This is a genomic window from Saccharomonospora amisosensis (genome assembly GCF_011761185.1).
Classification (GTDB): Bacteria; Actinomycetota; Actinomycetes; order Mycobacteriales; family Pseudonocardiaceae; genus Saccharomonospora_A; species Saccharomonospora_A amisosensis.
In genome coordinates this window covers 3,597,176-3,614,511 of sequence record NZ_JAAOYM010000001.1, presented here as the reverse complement: position 1 = coordinate 3,614,511, position 17,336 = coordinate 3,597,176, and the positions used below count along the sequence as shown (strand labels likewise).

The window sequence follows — 17,336 nt, the reverse complement described above, 5'->3', positions numbered from 1 at the left end:
CCGGCCATGAACGAAGGTAGTCGTATCAGCGAGCCCCCGCTAGACCCCGGCCCTGGCAGCAGGCATGCCTGATTCGCTTGCCCGTGCGCGAGTCCGCTCGGCCAGTGCGGCCAACGCGGCGGGGAAGATCTCCGCGGGTGGCTTGACCAGCCCGGCTCCCACCTGACCGACGCCAGGCTGCCTGCCTGCCATCCCGGTGTTGATCTGCGGCAGGATGCCGGTACGGCACACCAGACTGACGTCGATGCCGGTCGGCGTGCCCCTGAACTCCAGGATCGGAATGCTCCAGCGAGGGTTCTCGGTGAGGGTGATCTCGTACATCAGTCGCGTGGTGGCCAGTGCCTGCGGGACGCTGCCGCCGACGAACCGGACGATCGGTGGGGCGGTGGCCATGGCGAACCCGCCAAGGCCGGCGGTCTCGGTGATCGCGGAGTCACCGATGTCGGGGTTGGCGTCCTGCGGCCCGAAGTCGCCGATGAACAGTCCGTCGGCCAGCTGCGCCGGTCCGGTGAACCACTGGTCGCCGGTGCCGGCTACCTGGATGCCGAAGTCGGTGCCGTTGCGGGCCATCGCGACCACCATCGTCGAGCCTTCGATGCCCCTGGCGGCGTCGAGCGCGAGCTTGCAGGCGGGCATCGCCAAGTTCAGGAAGAAGTGGTCGTTGCCGCCGACGAACCGGAACACGTCGGCGACGTCGGCCCCGGGGTGGCCGGAGGACACCAGTGCGGGCGCGAGGTCTCGCAGCAGCATCAGGGTTCCCGCCCGGTTGCGGTTGTGTGCCTCGTCGCCCATCTGCACCATCTGCGTGAGGATGCCGGTGATGTCGATCGGGCCGGTGGCGCGCACGGCGTCGCGCAGCATGGGCCCGAGGACGTTGCCCATCCAGCGCAGCCGTTCGAGCACGTCGGGTGCGTAGGCGCCGTAGCGCAACACCTTGCCGAGCCCCTCGTTCAGCGAACAGTAGGTGCGCCGCCCCGAACCGGGGTCCTCCAGCACGAACATCCACATCGACGGTGACACCACACCGGCCATCGGCCCCACCGCGCCTCGGTGATGGCACGGCTCGAACGTCAACCTGCCGGTTTCCAGCAGCGTGGCGGCTTCGTCGGGTTCGGGCACGATCCCTTCCAGCGCGGCGGCGCCGAGCAACGCACCGCGCAGCGGGCCGGAGGCGCGGTCCCAGCCGATGGGTGGTCCGGCGTGCAGGAAGTGGCCGCGTTCGAGGCCGAGCGCCTTGCTCGCGGGCACCACGTCCACCAGCATCGCCCGCACATCGAGCATGGCCTCGGCCGCGCGCTGGTTCGCGGCGAGGCGCAGCGGGTCGGCCATGACCGTGGCCAGATCCCTCTCGGTGCCCGCGACCGGAGGCCGCCAGTCCACTTGCGACACCGAAACCGCCTGATCGGACAGCGCGGTGGCGAACAGCTCGGCTCCGGCGGTGACGACCGCGGACGGGGCCTGGGTGGGGCGGTTCATCGGGCACCTCCGGTGGCCAGCTCGACGGCACGTCGCGTGGCGTGGGCATTGGACAGGTAGACCTCGGCGCCCGCCTCGGCCAGCGCGCCCGCCTGCGTGTGCAGTCCCTGCGGGTCCGATTCGGTACCGACGCAGGCGACGACGACCGGCACTTCCCTGCGCAGCCGTGCCGATCTGATGGCGGGTGCGAGCGCGCCAGCGGGATCGGGCTCGGCGCCGTGGCCGAGTACCACGTCAAGCAGCACCACGGCGGTTTCCGGATCGGCGGCGGCCTTGGCCAGTTGCTCCAGCCGCAGCGTCGGGTCGATCATCGGGTGCGTCCTTCCTCTGGTCAGCGCGTCGTCGCCGAAATCGACCATGCTGTGTCCCTCGGCGGTGAAGGCGCCGTCGAGTGCGGGTCCGGCTTCGAGTGGGATGTTGCTGTGGATGGGGCCAAGTGTCTCGCTCGCGATGAGCATCGCCTCGTCGCACAGCGTGCCGCCCGCGAACAGGCCACGCAGGTATCGGCCCCCGGCCGGTGCGGACGGCCTGCCCCAGCGCGGCCAGCGGGGTGTCGGCCTGCCGAGCGCGGCAAGCGCGGCTTCCGCCGAGACGGTCAGGTCCGCCTCGCCGGGGGCGAGCAGGGCGAGCAGCACCGGGGTGTTCAGCTCGTCGGCGAAGGCGCGCACGGTGTCGGCGACGTTCGGTGCGGGAGGCTTCGACACCACCACGATCAGTTCGACGGCGGGGTCGGCGTCCAGCCTGCGCAGCGCTGCCATTGTGGACAGTCCACCGATCTCGTCGCCGAGATCGCGGCCGCCGACGCCTAGCGCGGCGGAGACTCCGACGCCCGCCGCATCGAGCAGACACAGCAGTTGCTGGCATCCGGTTCCGGAGGCGGCGACCAACCCGACCGGACCTGGGCGGGTGGTGTTCGCGAAGCCGAGGCCGACACCGCCGACCACCGCTGTGCCGCAATCGGGTCCCATCACCAGCAGGTCGCGATCGGCCGCGGTGCGCTTGAGAATCAGTTCCTGTTCCAGCGGCACGTTGTCACTGAAAATCAGTACGTCGTGGCCGGTGTCGAGGGCATCCATCGCCTCGACGAACGCGTGTTGGCCGGGCACCGACACCAGCGCCAGCTCGGCGCCCGAGCGGGCCAGCGCGGACCGCGTCGTACGCGGTGCGGCGGCCCGCTCGGTGCTGTCGCTCCCGCCTCGGGGGGCCGACAGTGCCGATTCCACGGCGGCCAGCGCCGTCGGCAGTGCGGCCTCGTCTGCCAGGCGAAGCGCGACGACCATGTCATTGGGCGTCGTCATGGGTACCTGGAAGCCCATCGAGGCGAGCACCTCGATGTTGAGCGGGGTGGCCATCACCACCTGGGCGGCGATAACCCCTGGCAACGCGGTGACCTGGCGGCTCACCTGTAGCAGGGTCACGGAGTCGGCGTAGGCGCCGGGGCGCAGCTCGACGTGGGCAACACCGGTCACACGAGGGTCCTTTCGGTGGGGAAACGCTGGAGCGGGTCAAGCGCGAGGTGCAGGCCCAGCGCCAGGCCGTGGCCGGAGGTGTGGCCGACCTCCAGCAGCGCTGTCAGCCCGGCGGCCGCGCCGGGGTCTGCCGAGGCGAGGTCGGCCACCAGCCGCCGAAACCGTGGCAGCGCCTCGCCGCGGGCGGCGCAGTCGAGCAGGGTCGCCGAGAGCGTGGTGGTGTTATGCGCGGCCAGCGCCGCGACTGCGGCCGCAACCGGGCGCGCCCCGCTGGGGTCGTGTCCACCTAGGACACCGGCAGCCACCGTCGCGAGCCAGCCGCAGAGCACGTCGTCACCGAGCGGTGTCAGCCCGCTGCCGCGACCGAGCAGCAGCGGCACCGCGGCGGGGTCACCGTCGCCGAGCAGCCTCAGTGCGGCCTCGGGCAACTCCTCGCGGGTGTGCGGCAATGGTGGGCAAACCTTCGCGAGTGTCCGTGCCGCTCGCCGTGCCGCCGCGGGAGGCAGCGCCGGTACCGATGCCTCGACCACTCTGCCCACGGTCAGCCGCGCGTCGCCCAGCAATAGCGACCCGCCGCCGACCTGTGCCCGCGATCCGGGGGGTGTCGGCGTGGCGAGGCCGTCGGCCAGTGACGTCAGGGTGGTGCGCAGTCCACAGGGCACCGCGGTAGCGGACCGGGACAGCACGCCAAGGCAGAAGCTGTCGACATCGAGGTAAACCGCGTCTCGGCCCGCGTGCACCACGGTGGCGGCGCGCACGGGGCCCGCTAGCACGTCGCGAACACGCAAGGTAGCGGCCGCCCTGATCCGGGTTGTGGCCGAAACGTGATGCGACGTGAGCATTCCTCGGACGCTAGTCGTTCGGTACGGTACCCCGAATGGTGAGTGTTGCCAACGTTAGCCTTGATCAACGGCAGGAGATGCCAATGCGCCGGTATTTCCTGCCGTTGCGGGAACTGCTCACACTGAGTTGTTTGGACGGGACCATCGTGCTGGCAGGAGCCGCCGGACTTGACCGTCCGGTGTCCGCGGTCAACGTCATGGAGGTCCCTGATGTGCTGGACTGGGTGAAGCCGCACGAACTGCTGGTCACAACCGGATACCCGCTCGCGGCCGGGGACGGTGACCCCGGCGTCACTCTCACCGAACTGCTGCCCGGGCTGCACGCCAACAACTTGGCCGGGATCGGTGTCAAGCTCGGCCGCTACCTCGATTCCGTCGCGGCCGACGCGCTCGCCGCCGCCGACGAACTCGATTTCCCCGTACTCGGCCTGCCGAGGGAACTGGCCTTCGACGATCTCATCGTGCAGGCCTTCGCGCAGTTGGGACACCGGCACGACGATGCGCTCGCCCGCGCGGACACCCTGCATACGACGCTGTCCCAACTGGTTTTGCACGGCGCCGATCTGAACCGGATCAGCGCCGAGGTGGCACGGGTGCTCGGCGTGGGCATCGTCGTGACCTCCACCGACGGGCGAGAGTGGGGCGGGGCGCTCGACGACGCGGTGCGCGACCAGCTCGTGCGACTCGATCTGATCGACTCCTCCGGTCGGGTCCGCGTCGAGCGGCTGAGGATGGGTCCGCATCCGGTCGCCGACGGTGAGGCGCGGGTGCTGCCGGTACCCGCGGGCGGCACCGATCTCGCTCGGCTGGTGTGTGTCGCCCCCGAGCGCGCGCTGGGGTACGACGATGTGCAGGCGCTGGAACGCACCGCGATCATCGTCGCGTTGCTGCTCACCCGGCAGCAGGCGGTGGCCGTGGTGGAGAACAAGTACCGAGGCGACTTCCTGCGCGACGTGTTCCTCGATCGCGCAGGGGACGAGGCTTTCGTCGTCGAACACGCCCGCACCTTCGGTTGGGAACTGGATCGGCCGATGGCCGTGCTCTGCGCCGAGATGGACCCCGCGGACCCGGCCGAGGAACCGGTGTCCGACAGCACCCGCCGGTTGTGGCAGGAACGGTTCGCCGCGGCTTGGCGGAAGGTGTGCGAGTCGTGGGACCGGTCGATCTCCACCGTGGACTTCTCCACCGAGGTGGTGAGCCTGCTGCCGACGTCGGTGACCGGTGATTCGCCCCGTGCCGCGGTGGACCGGTTGGTCGACGAGGTCGCGGGCGACAGGGGTGGTGGGCGGCGGCCGTTCTCGGTGGGGGTCAGCCGCGTGGTGTCGTCGGTGAAGGACCTGCCGACCGCGTACAACCAGGCGCGGCGCGCGATCCAGGTCGGCAGGCGTATCAGCGGGGGGCGCTGCACCACCTGGTTCGACGACCTCGGCCTGCACCGGCTCATAGCACTGGTGCCCGATCCCCGTGAGCTGCACGAGTTCGCCCACGACGTGCTCGGCGAGCTCGCCGCCGACACCGCGGAGGCGGCTGATCTACGGGTAACGTTGCAGGTACTGCTCGACACCAATCTCAACGTGGCCGAGGCGGCTCGCAAGCAGTTCTTCCACTACAACACCATGCGATACCGCATCAGCAAGCTGCAGACGATGCTCGGCCCGTTCACCACGGACCCGTTGTTGCGGCTCAACGCCGCGGTGGCGCTGCAGGTGCTCGACCTGCATCGCGACTCCGCGCGATGAGCCGGGTCGCCCGCCGGGCCCCGCCAGCAAGGTGTGCCAGTGCCACGGCCGCTTGTTCGGCAGATGTGGACAGTGCTGGTGTGTGATCCGCAGCATTAGCGTCAGCCCAAAATTTTCGGCCAGCGCAGCGTCGAGGAGATGTCGTGACCAAATCCATGTTCAGCTGGAAAGTTGTCCACGGCGGGAAGGCTCCGCCACCTGGCGCCGCCGTGGGCCCGATGGAGCGACTCAGTTGGGGACGCACCGTGGGGCTGGGTGCCCAGCACGTCGTCGCCATGTTCGGTGCCACGTTCGTGTTCCCGTTGGTGATGGGTCTCGACCCCAACCTCGCGATCATGTTCTCGGGTATCTGCACCATCATGTTCTTGCTGATCGTGCGGAACCGGGTGCCGAGCTACCTGGGCACCAGCGCCTCGTTCGTGGCGGCGGTGACCGCGATCCGCGCGCAGGGTGGTGACTCCGCCGATGTCACCGGGGCGATCATGGTCGGCGGCCTCGTGCTCGCAGCCATCGGCCTGCTGATCCATTTCGGAGGGTCGCGCATCCTGCACAAGGTGCTGCCCCCCGCGGTCACCGGCGCGGTGATCATGCTCATCGGTTTCAACCTCGCCCCGGTGGTCGCGGACGTCTACTGGCATCAGGACCAGTGGATCGCGCTGTTGACCGCGACATTCATGGTGCTGGCCGCGGTGCTGCTGCCCGGGTTCTGGTCTCGCATCGCGGTGTTCCTCGCGCTGGTGTTCGGCTATGTCATGTCCTGGTTGGCGGACAGTGTTTTCGGGCAGATTACCTCGGTGTTGCCCACGAGTGACGGCGAGGCAGTGCCGCACAACCGCGTTTCGTGGGAGCAGGTTCAGCAGGCGGACTGGTTCGGACTGCCGAGTGGGCAGCTCGCCGACGGGGTGTCCGTGGTGCACGCACCGTCGTTCTCGCTGACGTTCGTGTTGCTGGTGCTGCCAGGTGTCATCGCGCTCATCGCCGAGAACGCGGGCCACGTCAAGGCCGTGGCGCAGATGACAGGCGACGACCTCGACCCGTACATGGGAAGGGCGATCGGCGCCGACGGGCTCGCCACCGCGCTGGCCAGCGCGTTCGGCGGTTCGCCAACCACGACCTACGCGGAGAACATCGGCGTCATGGGCACCACCCGGGTGTACTCCACCGCGGCCTACTACGCCGCCGCCGGTGTGGCCATCCTGCTCGGGCTGTCACCGAAGTTCGGCGCCGTGGTCAACGCGACCCCCGGTGGCGTGCTCGGCGGGATCACCCTGGTGCTGTACGGCATGATCGGGCTGATCGGTGTGAAGATCTGGGTGGAGAACCGCGTCGACTTCGGCAACCCGGTGAACCTCATCGGGCTGGCGGCCGGGCTGATCGCCGGCATCGGCGGGGTGAGCCTGACCTTCACCGAGAACTTCGAACTCGGCGGCATCGCGCTGGGCACGATCCTCGTGATCGTGTACTTCCACCTGGTTAAGGGCCGCAGCAAGCAGCTCGCCTCGGACGAGACGGCGGAAGACCCGGTGGGTCCGAAGTGAAGCCTGCTCCGTTCGAGTTCGCCCGCCCCACCTCGCTGGCGGCTGCGCTGGAGCTACTGGCGACCCATCCCGACGCGAAGGTTCTCGCCGGCGGCCAGAGCCTGATCCCGTTGCTGTCCATGCGACTGGCCTCCCCTGGGATGCTCGTCGACATCAACGCCATCGCCGAGCTGTCCCGGATTACCTGGGACAGCTCGGGGGTGCGCGTCGGTGCGGTGGCCAGGCACGCCGACGTCGAGGCGCATCCGCAGGCCCGGCGTGTGCAGCCGCTGCTGTCCAAGGCGTTGCGGCTGGTCGCGCATCCGGCCATCCGCAACAGGGGCACCACGGTGGGTTCCATCGTGCACGCCGACGCGGCGGCCGAGATGCCGACGGTGCTGCGGTTGCTCGAAGGGCACGTGACGGCCGCGTCCACGCGGGGCACTCGCACCATCCCGGCCGACGAGCTGTTCGCCGGGCCACTGGAGTCCACCGTTCGCAAGGACGAACTTGTCACCGAAGCCTTCTTCCCCTCACTGGGCGAGCGGTGCGGCGTCGGCTGTGACGAGATCGCGCGCAGGCACGGCGACTACGCACTGTGCGGCGTGGCCGCCGTCGTCTGCTCGGCGCCGGACGGCCGCGTGACGTCGGTCCGCGCGGGCTACTTCTCGGTGTGCGAGGTGCCGACCGTCGTCGAACTGTCGGAGGTGTTCGCCTCGGGTGAGTTCACCGACCGGGCGCTGGCCGACGCGGCCGAACTGGCGGCCGCCTCGCTCGACCCGGTGGACGACATCCACGGCAGCGCCGACTACCGCGGCCAGCTTGCCCGGGTGCTCACCCGCCGGGTGGTGCGGGCCGCCTACGACGATTCCCGTGCCAGGCAAGCGGAGGTGGTCGGGTGAGACACCTTCTGTCAACCTCAGGCGGCGGTAGCTGTTTGGAGGGTTTTGGATCGGTTGCGTATGTGTACGGCTTCGTCGTAGCGGATGCCTTTGGTGAGGCAGTGCCAGAGGATTTCCAGCCAGCGGTTGGCGAGGGCGCGCAGGGCGCTGTGGTGTGCTTTTCCGGCGGTGATTTTCCGGTCGTAGAACTCGCGCGCCCAGGTCGAGGTTGTGAGGGTGCAGAAGGCCCATTGGTGCACGGCGGTGCCGAGATATCGGTTATGGGCCAGGCGGCGGGCGATGACGAGCTCGCTGCGGCCGGATCGTCGGGTTACGGGTGCGGTTCCGGCGTAGCATTGCAGCCCGTTCGGGGTGTCGAATTGCTCGATGTGATCCCCGATCTCTCCGGCGATCCGGGCGGCGAGGATGTCCCCAAGTCCGGGGAAACTCAGGTAGATGTCACCGCCCGGTATCGCTTTTCCCGGATCGGGATTTCTGGGTTGTTTGGCGCGGCCGTACCGGGTGTCGCCGAGGAGCAGTTCTGCCATGCGGCGTTCCCACGATTTCCGAGCCTCACGCAACGCGAGAAGCTGGGTCGCGGTCAACGAGATTGTGGTGGCTTTCGCGCGGATCAGGTAATCGCGAACCGGGAGTTGCTCGACGGTGAGGGCGTCGGCAACACGGGCGGCGAACCGGTCCGGCCAGCCGTGTCGGGAAGACCGCGCGAAGGACTCGATCGCGTCGGTACCGGCGCCGGCGAGTTGGGCGTGTGTGGGCCAGGTGGCCAGCAGTTTCAGCATGACAGGGCTGCCCAGATCGTCACCGGCGATGGTCAGCGCGGCCGGGAAAGTGGCCAGCAGATCGGCGCGAAGACGGTTGAGCAGCCGCCGCTGGTCCCGGGCCGCTCGTTCGTCATCGCGGGCGATCGAACGCAATTCGCCAGCCAGATTGCCGTGCGGGATCAACTTCCGCAATTCCAGAAACTGATCCAACGCCAGCAAACAACAGATCCGGGCGTCTTCGGCGTCGTCTTTCTTCTTCGCCGGGCCACGACGGCGGGCGACCAGGTCAGGGTTGACCGGCAACACGGTAAACCCCGCGTCGGTCAATGCCTCGACCAATACACCGTGCCGGGTTTCCAACACAACACGCACATCAGCCGGGTCGGTTTCCAACTCCAAGCACCGAGCGATCAACCGGCCCACACCGGCCGCGGTGTGGTCGATACGAAACTGTTCGACGATCCCATTATCAGGTCTGCCGAGCGCGACATCGTGAAACGACTCCGCCCAGTCGATACCAACTCCCAACAAGTGCGTCGATTCCTTTCCCGTCTATGGACACGACAACCGGAGCGGGAGGCATTGCATCGTGCTGATAAACCAGTCCTCACCGGGACGACACCTTCCGAGATGACAAGCCTCCGGCTGAAACCTCCAGGGACGCCGTCTCACGACAGTCCTCGCAGGACAAGCGAACAAAGCGTTCCCCGGAGGTCCCGGCCATGAACGAAGGTAGTCGTATCAGCGAGCAGACCTACGACATCTCGTTGCATGTCAACGGAGTCATCCGGCAGGTGTCCGTGCCCGCGAGAAGGCTGCTCAGCGATGTCCTGCGGCACGACCTGCGGCTGACCGGTACGCACGTCGGATGCGAGCACGGGGTGTGCGGCGCGTGCACCGTGCTCGTCGACGGCAGGCCGATGCGGTCGTGCCTGTTGCTCGCGGTCTCCGCGCAGGACTACCGGATCACCACCGTGGAAGGACTCACCGAGCCGGACGGCTCACTCGGTCCGGTGCAGCGAGCGTTCAAGGAGTGCCACGGGTTGCAGTGCGGGTTCTGTACCCCGGGGTTTCTCACCACGATCACGGCGGGGCTGGCGCAGAATCCGCGCCCGACAACGGAGGAGGCCAGGCAGATGATCGCCGGAAACCTGTGCCGCTGTACCGGATACCAGAACATCGTCGCCGCGGTGGGCCGGGCCGCCGAGTTGGCGGAGGGCACCGGCGACGGGAATGAGGAGCTGAAGTGACCACGCGGATGATGGGGGAGAAGGTCCGCAGGGTCGAGGACGACCGGCTGGTCACGGGAAACGGGCAGTACGTCGACGACCTGCTGCCCGGTGCGTTGGAAGCCGCCGTGCTGCGCAGCCCGCACGCGCACGCGCGCATCGTCGACATCGACGTCGACCCGGTTCTTGACATCGACGGCGTCGTCGCGGTCTACACCTACGAGGACCTGACCGGGCCGATGGCGCAACCGCTGCCGGTGCTCATTCCACACCCGACACTCACCCACGGCCGCGCGCAGTACGCGCTGGCCAAGGACGAGGTGAACCATGTCGGCGAGGCGATCGCCTTCGTGGTGGCCCGCGACCGCTACATCGCGGAGGATGCCGTTTCGCGGATCAGGGTCAGCTACGAGCCGCTGCCGCCGGTGGTGGGGGTGGAGGCGGCGCGTGCCGCCGAGCATCTGGTGCATCCGGACGTGCCGGGCAACGTGGCGGCCAGGATGGAGCAGTCGGTGGGTGACGCCGGCGCGGCGATCGAGGCGGCCCCGCACCGGCTCACCCTCGAACTTGACATCGAGCGCAGCGCGTCGATGCCGCTCGAAGGCCGCGGCACGGTGGCCAGGTGGGACACCGATGCGCGCAGGCTCCAGGTGTGGAGCTCGACCCAGACCTCCACCGGGGTACGTGCGGCGGTCGCGGCGAAACTGGGTCTTGACCTGGCACAGGTGGATGTGATCACCCCCGATGTCGGCGGCGGGTTCGGCGTGAAGATCCTGCATCCCTGGCCGGAGGAACTACTGGTGCCGATGGCCGCGATGGCGCTGGGGCAGCCGGTGAAGTTCACCGAGGACCGCCGCGAGCACTTCATCTCCTCGGCGCACGAGCGTGGCCAGCACCACGAGGTCGAGGTCGGGTTCGACGACGAGGGCCGGTTGCGGGGACTTTCCGTGCGGTTCTGGCACGATCACGGCGCCTACACGCCATACGGGCTGATCGTTCCCATCATCACGTCAACCCAACTGCTGGGGCCGTACAAGCCGCACAACTATCGCGTGGTGTTTGAAAGCCTCTACACCAACACGGTGGTCGTGACGCCTTACCGCGGCGCGGGCAGGCCGCAGGGGGTGTACGTGATGGAGCGGACGATGGACGCGATCGCGGCGCACCTCGGCAAGGACCGCGCCGAGGTGCGTGCCGTCAACTTCATCCAGCCGGACGAGTTCCCCTACGACCACGGACTGACCTTTCAGGACGGAAGGCCGCTGCGTTACGACTCCGGCGATTTCCCCGCCTCGCTGGAGAAGCTGAAGAAGCTCATCGGCTGGGACGACTTCGAAGCCATGAGGGACGAGCTGCGCGCGCGGGGGCGCAGGGTCGGCATCGGCCTCGCCTGTTACGTCGAGGGCACGGGTGTCGGGCCGTACGAGGGCGCGCACATCCAGGTCGAGACGTCGGGCAAGGTCAAGGTCGCTATTGGACTGACCTCGCAGGGGCAGGGACACCACACCGCGTTCGCGCAGGTGGTGGCCGACGAGCTGGGCGTGCCGTTCGAGGACGTCGAGGTCGTCACCGGCGACACCCGCCGGATGCCCTACGCGGTGGGCACCTTCGCCTCGCGTGCGGCGGTGATGAGTGGCTCGGCGGCCGCGCTGGCGGCGCGCAAGGTGAAGGCCAAGGCGTTGCGCATCGCGGCGGAGGCGCTGGAGGCGTCGGTCGACGACCTGGAGCTCGTCGACGGGGTGGTGCGGGTGAAGGGCGCGCCGGATTCGCGGATGGAGCTCGGCACGGTTGCCGTGCTCTCCAACCCGTTGCGGTATGCCTTCGACGAGGCGTCCAAGGCGGCGACGCAGTTCTCCGTCGGCAACGCCGACCGGCCGCCGATCGCCGAGGACGACCAGCCCGGTCTGGAGGGCGCCGACTTCTACTCGCCGCAACAGTCCACGTTCGCCAACGGCATGCACGCCGCGATCGTGGAGACCGACCCCGACACCGCCGAGATCCGCATCCTGCGATACGCGGTGGTGCACGACTGCGGCACGCTGATCAACCCGATGATCGTGGAGGGGCAGATTCACGGCGGCGTCGCGCAGGGGGTCGGCGGCGCGCTGTACGAGCGGATGGCCTACGACTCCTCGGGGCAGTTGCTTAACGCGTCGTTCATGGACTTCCTGATGCCGTTCGTCACCGAGGTCCCGGAGTCCATCGACATCGACCACCTGGAAACCCCATCACCGCTCAACCCGCTCGGCATCAAGGGCGCGGGGGAGGCGGGAGTGATCCCGTGCTCGGCGGTGTTCGCCTCCGCGATCGAGGACGCCGAGGGGCTGCCGATCACCTCGATGCCCATCTCGCCTTCGGAGCTGTATCACCTTCGGCTTCGCCATAAGGAAGGACGCACCACGTCATGAGAATCGCCGGACAGGCCACCCTGAACGCCCCGGTCAAGCAGGTCTGGGACGCGTTGCTGGACCCGGCGGTGCTGGTCCGCACCATCCCCGGCTGTGAGCGGCTGGAAACGACGGGGGAGAACTCCTACTCGATGACCGTCACGGCCGGTGTCGCTTCCATCAAGGGGACCTACGCGGGCGCCTGCAGCCTGCGTGATCTGGACCCGCACCGGTCGCTGGTGCTGTCGGCACAGGGCACGGGTGCCCCCGGCACGATCAGCGCGGACGTCAAGGTGGCTTTCGCGGACAATCCCGACGGCACCACCTCGCTGTCCTACGACGCCGACGCCGTGGTCGGCGGGATGATCGGCGGCGTAGGCCAGCGGATGCTGACCTCGGTCAGCAAGCGGTTGGCCGGTGAGTTCTTCAACGCCGTGGACGGTGTGCTGGCGGGCACCGAGCAGCGCGGGGCACCGGCGGAGGCGGTCAGCGAGCCGGGGCAGCTCGTCTCCCCGGGCTCCACGGTGTTCACCGCGCCCGCACCGGCGGCGGCGGAGCCGGAGTCGTTCCTCAAAGGTGTGGCACTCGGTGCGGGGCTGGTGTTGCTCGGAGTGTTCGCGGGCTCGTTGGCAGGCAGGAGGTGCCGGGGGTAGCACGCATCGACTCCAGGCTCGCGCCGCCGCCGGCACGGTCCGGCGGTGGCGCACGTCGTTTCGCGGACGTTAGTACAGGCGGCGACGGGTGGCCTGCCGCAGCAGAGCCAAACCCGGTCAGTTCGGCAGGGTATGCCAATGATTCGCCCTCTCGATGGGAGATAGTGCCATAGTCGGAGGTGGCTGGGCAGGTTTGAATCTGCTGCATGAGTGAGCAGCGCCGCATCCGTATCGGGATGGATACCGGGGGCACCTTCACCGACGTGGTCGCCTTCGACGAGGCGACCGGTAAGTTGACCGTCACCAAGACACCGTCCACACCGGACAATCCGGCGGACGGGTTCATGACGGGCATCGAGAAGGTGCTGGCCATACTGAATGGCCTGGAAGAACTGGGTCACCCGGATCAGGGCGCCGCGATCAGCGCTGTCAGCCACGGCACCACGGTGGCCACCAACCAGCTGCTTGAGGGCAAGGTCGACAAGCTCGGGTTCATCACCACCGAGGGCTACGAGGCGGTACTGGAGATCGCCAGGCAGAGCGTGCCGGACGGCTACGGGAACTCCTACTTCTGGGTCAAGCCGGAGCGGATCGTCCCGCGTCATCTGGTGCGTTCGGTGCCGGGCAGGCTCGACCACACCGGCGCGGAAATCCGGCCCTTCGACGAGTCGGCGGCCCGTGAGGTCGCTCGCTGGTTTCGGGCGCGCGGGATCGAGGCGATCGGCGTGTGCTTCCTGCACGCCTACGCCAATCCCGAGCACGAGGAACGGATGCGGGCCGTTCTGGCCGAGGAGCACCCCGACGCTGTGGTGTCGGTGTCGTCGCAGGTGCTGCGTGAGTACCGCGAGTACGAGAGGTCGATGACCACGCTCGTGGACGCGGCGGTGAAGCCGAAGCTGTCCCGATATGTCAACAACATCAAGACCAGGCTGGACACCTACGCCGCCTCCGAGGGCGAGGCCGGCCCGCCACTGTACGTGATGAAGTCCAACGGTGGCGTGCTGAGCGCCGACGAAGTGGTGCACCAGCCGATCACCACAGTGTTGTCCGGTCCCGCCGCTGGTGCGCTCGGTGCGGCACTCATCGCGCAGACGGCGGGCTTCCACAAGGTGGTCACCTGCGACGGCGGCGGCACCTCCACCGATGTCTCGGTCGTCATCGACGGCGAACCGACCCTGACCACCGAGGGCAGCGTCGGGGTCTACCCGTGCAAGATCCCGATGATCGACGTGGCGACGGTCGGCGCGGGCGGCGGTTCGATCGCCTGGCTCGCCCCCGAGGGCAACCTCAAGGTCGGCCCACACTCGGCGGGGGCCGACCCAGGGCCGCTGTGCTACCTCAAGGGTGGCACCGACGTGACCGTCACCGACGCCCACGTGGTGCTCGGCCGCATCCCAGCACACCTGCTCGGAGGGGAGATCCCGCTCGACGTCGAGGCCGCCCGCGCCGGGCTGCGGGCGCTGGCGGACAAACTGGGGCTCACGGTGGAGCAGTGCGCCACCGGCGTGCTGGAGATCTCCGCCTGGAACCAGGCCAACGCGCTGCGGCAGATCACCGTCAAACGCGGGCTCGACGTCCGCGACTTCACCCTCACCACGTTCGGTGGCTCGGGCTCGCTGCTGCTGTGCAGGCTCGTCGACATCCTGAACCTGCCCGCAGTGCTGGTTCCGCCGAACCCCGGCAACGTCTCGGCTTTCGGCCTGCTCACCGTGGACGTGAAGAACGACTATGTGCGAACCCACGTGTGCCTGCAGGAAGCCCTCACCCCCGATGCACTGTCCACCGTGTACGCCGAACTCACCGAGCAGGCACGGGCGGCGCTGCTCAAGGAGGGCTTCGCCGAGGCCGAGCACCAGTTCGTGCGCACCGCCGACGTTCGCTACTTCGGGCAGGCCTTCGAGGTCCGGGTACCCGTGCCGGAAGGGCCGGTCGACGAGGCGCTGATCGAGGAGGTCGCCCGCCGCTTCCACGTCGAGCACCGCGCGCTGTACGGCTACGACTTCGCCACCGACCGCAGCCAGCAGGTCGAGTGGGTCAACCTGCGTGTCGCCGGGGTCGGCGCCATCCGGCGGCCACGGTTGGTGGCACACGAGATCGCCGCCGACGTCGGCGTGCCCGAGGAACGCTCCCGGCGAGGAGTGTGCTTCGACGCCGGGCAGGGCTACCTCGACACGCCCGTCTACTGGCGGCCGGACCTGCGGCCGGGGCAGGTCGTCTCCGGTCCCGCGATCGTGGAGGAGTTCGGCGCGACGGTACCGCTGCACCCCGGCTTCACCGCCCGCATCGACCAGTACCTCAACATCATCGTGACCCGGGAGGGGCAGGCATGAACACCACCACCGACAGCCGCAGAGCACCGACCCGGTTCCCGTTCGGCACCCTGACGTCGGACGCGGGCGCGAGCGCCGACCCGGTGCTGGTCGAGATCGTGCAGGGCAGTCTCGCCTCGGTGGAGACGGAGGTGGAGACCGCGATCGCGCGGACCTCACGCAGTCCGATGATCCGCGACGCGCACGACTTCCGGGCAGGCATCCACGACCGGCTGCTGCGCAAGCTGACCGGCCGGTCCTACAGCGCGCTGGTGCATCCGGTGGCACGTGACTTTCCGCTGGAGGAGATGAAGCCGGGCGATGTGTTCTTCCACAACGACGTCTACCGCTCCGAGGGCGGGATCGGCCACCTGCCCGACCTGTGCGTGACAGTGCCCGTCTTCCACGACAGCGGTTCCGGGCCACAGGTGGTGGCGTTCGTGCAGGCGTTCGGCCACCACGACGACATCGGTGGCGCGGTGCCCGGCTCGATGCCGAGCCAGGCCACCAGCGTGTTCGAGGAAGGCCTCATGGTGCCGCCGATCCGGTTGTGGGAGCAGGGCGAACCCAACCGCGCGGCGCTTTCCATCATGACGAGGAACTCGCGCATGCCCGAGTCGTTGGCGGCCGACCTCGACGCCGAGTGCGCGGCCTGCCTGATGGGGGCCCGCAGGCTGGGCGAGTTGTTCGACCGCTACGGCCGCGACACCGTGGAGGCCTGCTTCGACGCCGTCATCGACCGCACGACCCAGACCTACCGGCGCGAGATCCTCTCCAAGATCCCGGTCGGTTCCTGGGTGTGGGAGGACTACGCCGAGCACGACGGCGTGGAGGAGCCCAAGCTGCACCGGCAGCGGATCACCCTGACGAGGACCGCGCCCGACGACCCGGAGGGCGAGCGGCTGATCATCGACTTCGCGGGCACCTCACCGCAGGCGAAGGGTCCCATCAACCACTGTGGCGACTACTCCGACGGGGTGTTTCTGAAGAAGTGGCTCGCCCCGATCCTGCGCAACCTGGCCGACACCCCGGAGCGGATGGCCGAACTGGACGTCAACGAGGGCATCGTGCCGTTGATCGAGATGCGGTTCCCGCCGCCAGGGACGCTGCTGACGCCGGTGTTCCCGGCGCCGACCAACGCGCGAACGTTCGTCATCCTGCGGTTGCTCGGGGTGCTGGCCGGGGTGGTGGCCAAGGCGGTGGACGGTGACATGCCCGCTGACCAGGAGACGATCCGATACACCGGCGTGTACGGGCAGGACCGTGAGGGGCGGCCCTACCTGATGCGGGAGGTGCTCGGCGGCGGTTCGGGCGGCAGGCCCTACGCCGACGGCGAGGACACCATCCATGTCGTTCCGGATTCCCGGAACCTGCCGACGGAGTTCACGGAGTCCCGCTTCCCGTTCCTGGTGGAGAAGCTGTCACTGGCGGTCGACTCGGGCGGCGCGGGAGAGTTCCGTGGCGGGCTGGGCTACGAGAAGCACATCCGGATGCTTCGCGACGCGCATTTCATGTCGATCGCCGATCGGTCCATTCTGTCCTGTTGGGGTGTCAAGGGAGGCAAGGCTGGAAAGCCGTTCGACGTGACGATCGACCCGGGTGGGCCGAACGAGCGGCAGGTCGACGCGCTGGCCGACGCCGAACCGGTTCGGGCCGGTGAGGTGATCCGGATACGCACGACGGGTGGCGGAGGCTGGGGCGACCCGCTGCAGCGCGATCCCGAACTCGTTGTCCGCGATGTGGTGTGGCGCAAGGTGTCCTGGGCAGCCGCACTTTCGGACTACGGGGTGGTGCTCACCGGATCGCTGGAAGACGACACGGTCGGCTACGACGAGGCCGCCACCCGGCGGCACCGCGACCGGATGCGTGGCCAGACGAACGGGCCGGCGTTCTTCGACCGGGGACCCGGCTACGCGCGGCTCAGCGGCGGGCAAACCGGCGCCGACGTCGACCGGAACTGACGGGAGCCGACCTCGATGGCAGCTTCTGTCGGATATCGGCGGGTTCGCTGTGCGGACTTGCCAATGATCGGGGGCGACGGCAGCCCTAGTG

The 17,336-nt window shown here is 68.7% G+C and carries 12 protein-coding genes; 8 read left to right on the top strand and 4 right to left on the bottom strand.

The genetic code is table 11. The features are described 5' to 3' along the window. Positions 1-39: 39 nt before the first annotated feature. From FHU38_RS17495 to FHU38_RS17485, 3 genes are read right to left on the bottom strand one after another with little or no spacing between them, the layout of a single operon-like run. Positions 40-1,476: a YlbE family protein gene (locus FHU38_RS17495; RefSeq protein WP_167172800.1), complete on the bottom strand. Its 1,437-nt coding sequence runs from the start codon at positions 1,474-1,476 to the stop codon at positions 40-42. Next, entirely contained in the window at positions 1,473-2,945 is a 1,473-nt protein-coding gene (locus FHU38_RS17490; RefSeq protein ID WP_167172798.1) for an FdrA family protein, read from the bottom strand. The genes FHU38_RS17495 and FHU38_RS17490 overlap by 4 nt, the downstream gene beginning before the upstream one ends. Next, a complete protein-coding gene (locus FHU38_RS17485) occupies positions 2,942-3,787 on the bottom strand; it encodes an oxamate carbamoyltransferase subunit AllH family protein (RefSeq protein WP_208415722.1) in 846 nt (281 codons plus the stop codon). Before FHU38_RS17485 ends, FHU38_RS17490 begins: the two co-directional genes overlap by 4 nt. Before the next feature lie 83 nt (positions 3,788-3,870). Between FHU38_RS17485 and FHU38_RS17480 the strand changes: the two genes are divergently transcribed. The 3 genes from FHU38_RS17480 (at position 3,871) to FHU38_RS28035 (ending at position 7,945) form a co-directional block, all read left to right on the top strand. After that, complete coding sequence (locus FHU38_RS17480) at positions 3,871-5,526, top strand: PucR family transcriptional regulator (RefSeq protein ID WP_167172796.1); 1,656 nt, start codon at positions 3,871-3,873, stop codon at positions 5,524-5,526. A 143-nt stretch (positions 5,527-5,669) separates the two neighbouring features. Continuing rightward, positions 5,670-7,064 carry a uracil-xanthine permease family protein gene (locus FHU38_RS17475; protein WP_167172793.1) on the top strand — a complete coding sequence of 465 codons (1,395 nt, stop codon included), beginning with the start codon at positions 5,670-5,672 and terminating at the stop codon, positions 7,062-7,064. After that, positions 7,061-7,945, top strand: a complete 885-nt coding sequence (locus FHU38_RS28035; protein ID WP_167172791.1) for an FAD binding domain-containing protein — start codon at positions 7,061-7,063, stop codon at positions 7,943-7,945. Before FHU38_RS17475 ends, FHU38_RS28035 begins: the two co-directional genes overlap by 4 nt. Positions 7,946-7,962: 17 nt before the next feature. On the opposite strand, the gene FHU38_RS17465 is transcribed toward FHU38_RS28035, so the two are convergent. After that, entirely contained in the window at positions 7,963-9,234 is a 1,272-nt protein-coding gene (locus FHU38_RS17465; RefSeq protein WP_243852283.1) for an IS110 family transposase, read from the bottom strand. A gap of 194 nt (positions 9,235-9,428) precedes the next feature. Between FHU38_RS17465 and FHU38_RS17460 the strand changes: the two genes are divergently transcribed. The 5 genes from FHU38_RS17460 to FHU38_RS17440 all read left to right on the top strand — a co-directional run bounded on the left by FHU38_RS17460 (position 9,429) and on the right by FHU38_RS17440 (position 17,245). Then, positions 9,429-9,956, top strand: a complete 528-nt coding sequence (locus FHU38_RS17460) for a (2Fe-2S)-binding protein (RefSeq protein WP_208415721.1) — start codon at positions 9,429-9,431, stop codon at positions 9,954-9,956. Then, positions 9,953-12,343 carry an aerobic carbon-monoxide dehydrogenase large subunit gene (gene cutA / locus FHU38_RS17455; protein ID WP_167172789.1) on the top strand — a complete coding sequence of 797 codons (2,391 nt, stop codon included), beginning with the start codon at positions 9,953-9,955 and terminating at the stop codon, positions 12,341-12,343. Before FHU38_RS17460 ends, cutA begins: the two co-directional genes overlap by 4 nt. Next, positions 12,340-12,975, top strand: a complete 636-nt coding sequence (locus FHU38_RS17450) for an SRPBCC family protein (RefSeq protein ID WP_167172787.1) — start codon at positions 12,340-12,342, stop codon at positions 12,973-12,975. The genes cutA and FHU38_RS17450 overlap by 4 nt, the downstream gene beginning before the upstream one ends. 206 nt (positions 12,976-13,181) lie before the next feature. Further along, on the top strand, positions 13,182-15,305 hold the full coding sequence (locus tag FHU38_RS17445; protein ID WP_167172785.1) for a hydantoinase/oxoprolinase family protein: 2,124 nt from the start codon (positions 13,182-13,184) through the stop codon (positions 15,303-15,305). Continuing rightward, on the top strand, positions 15,302-17,245 hold the full coding sequence (locus FHU38_RS17440; RefSeq protein ID WP_167172784.1) for a hydantoinase B/oxoprolinase family protein: 1,944 nt from the start codon (positions 15,302-15,304) through the stop codon (positions 17,243-17,245). The genes FHU38_RS17445 and FHU38_RS17440 overlap by 4 nt, the downstream gene beginning before the upstream one ends. Positions 17,246-17,336 lie beyond the last annotated feature (91 nt).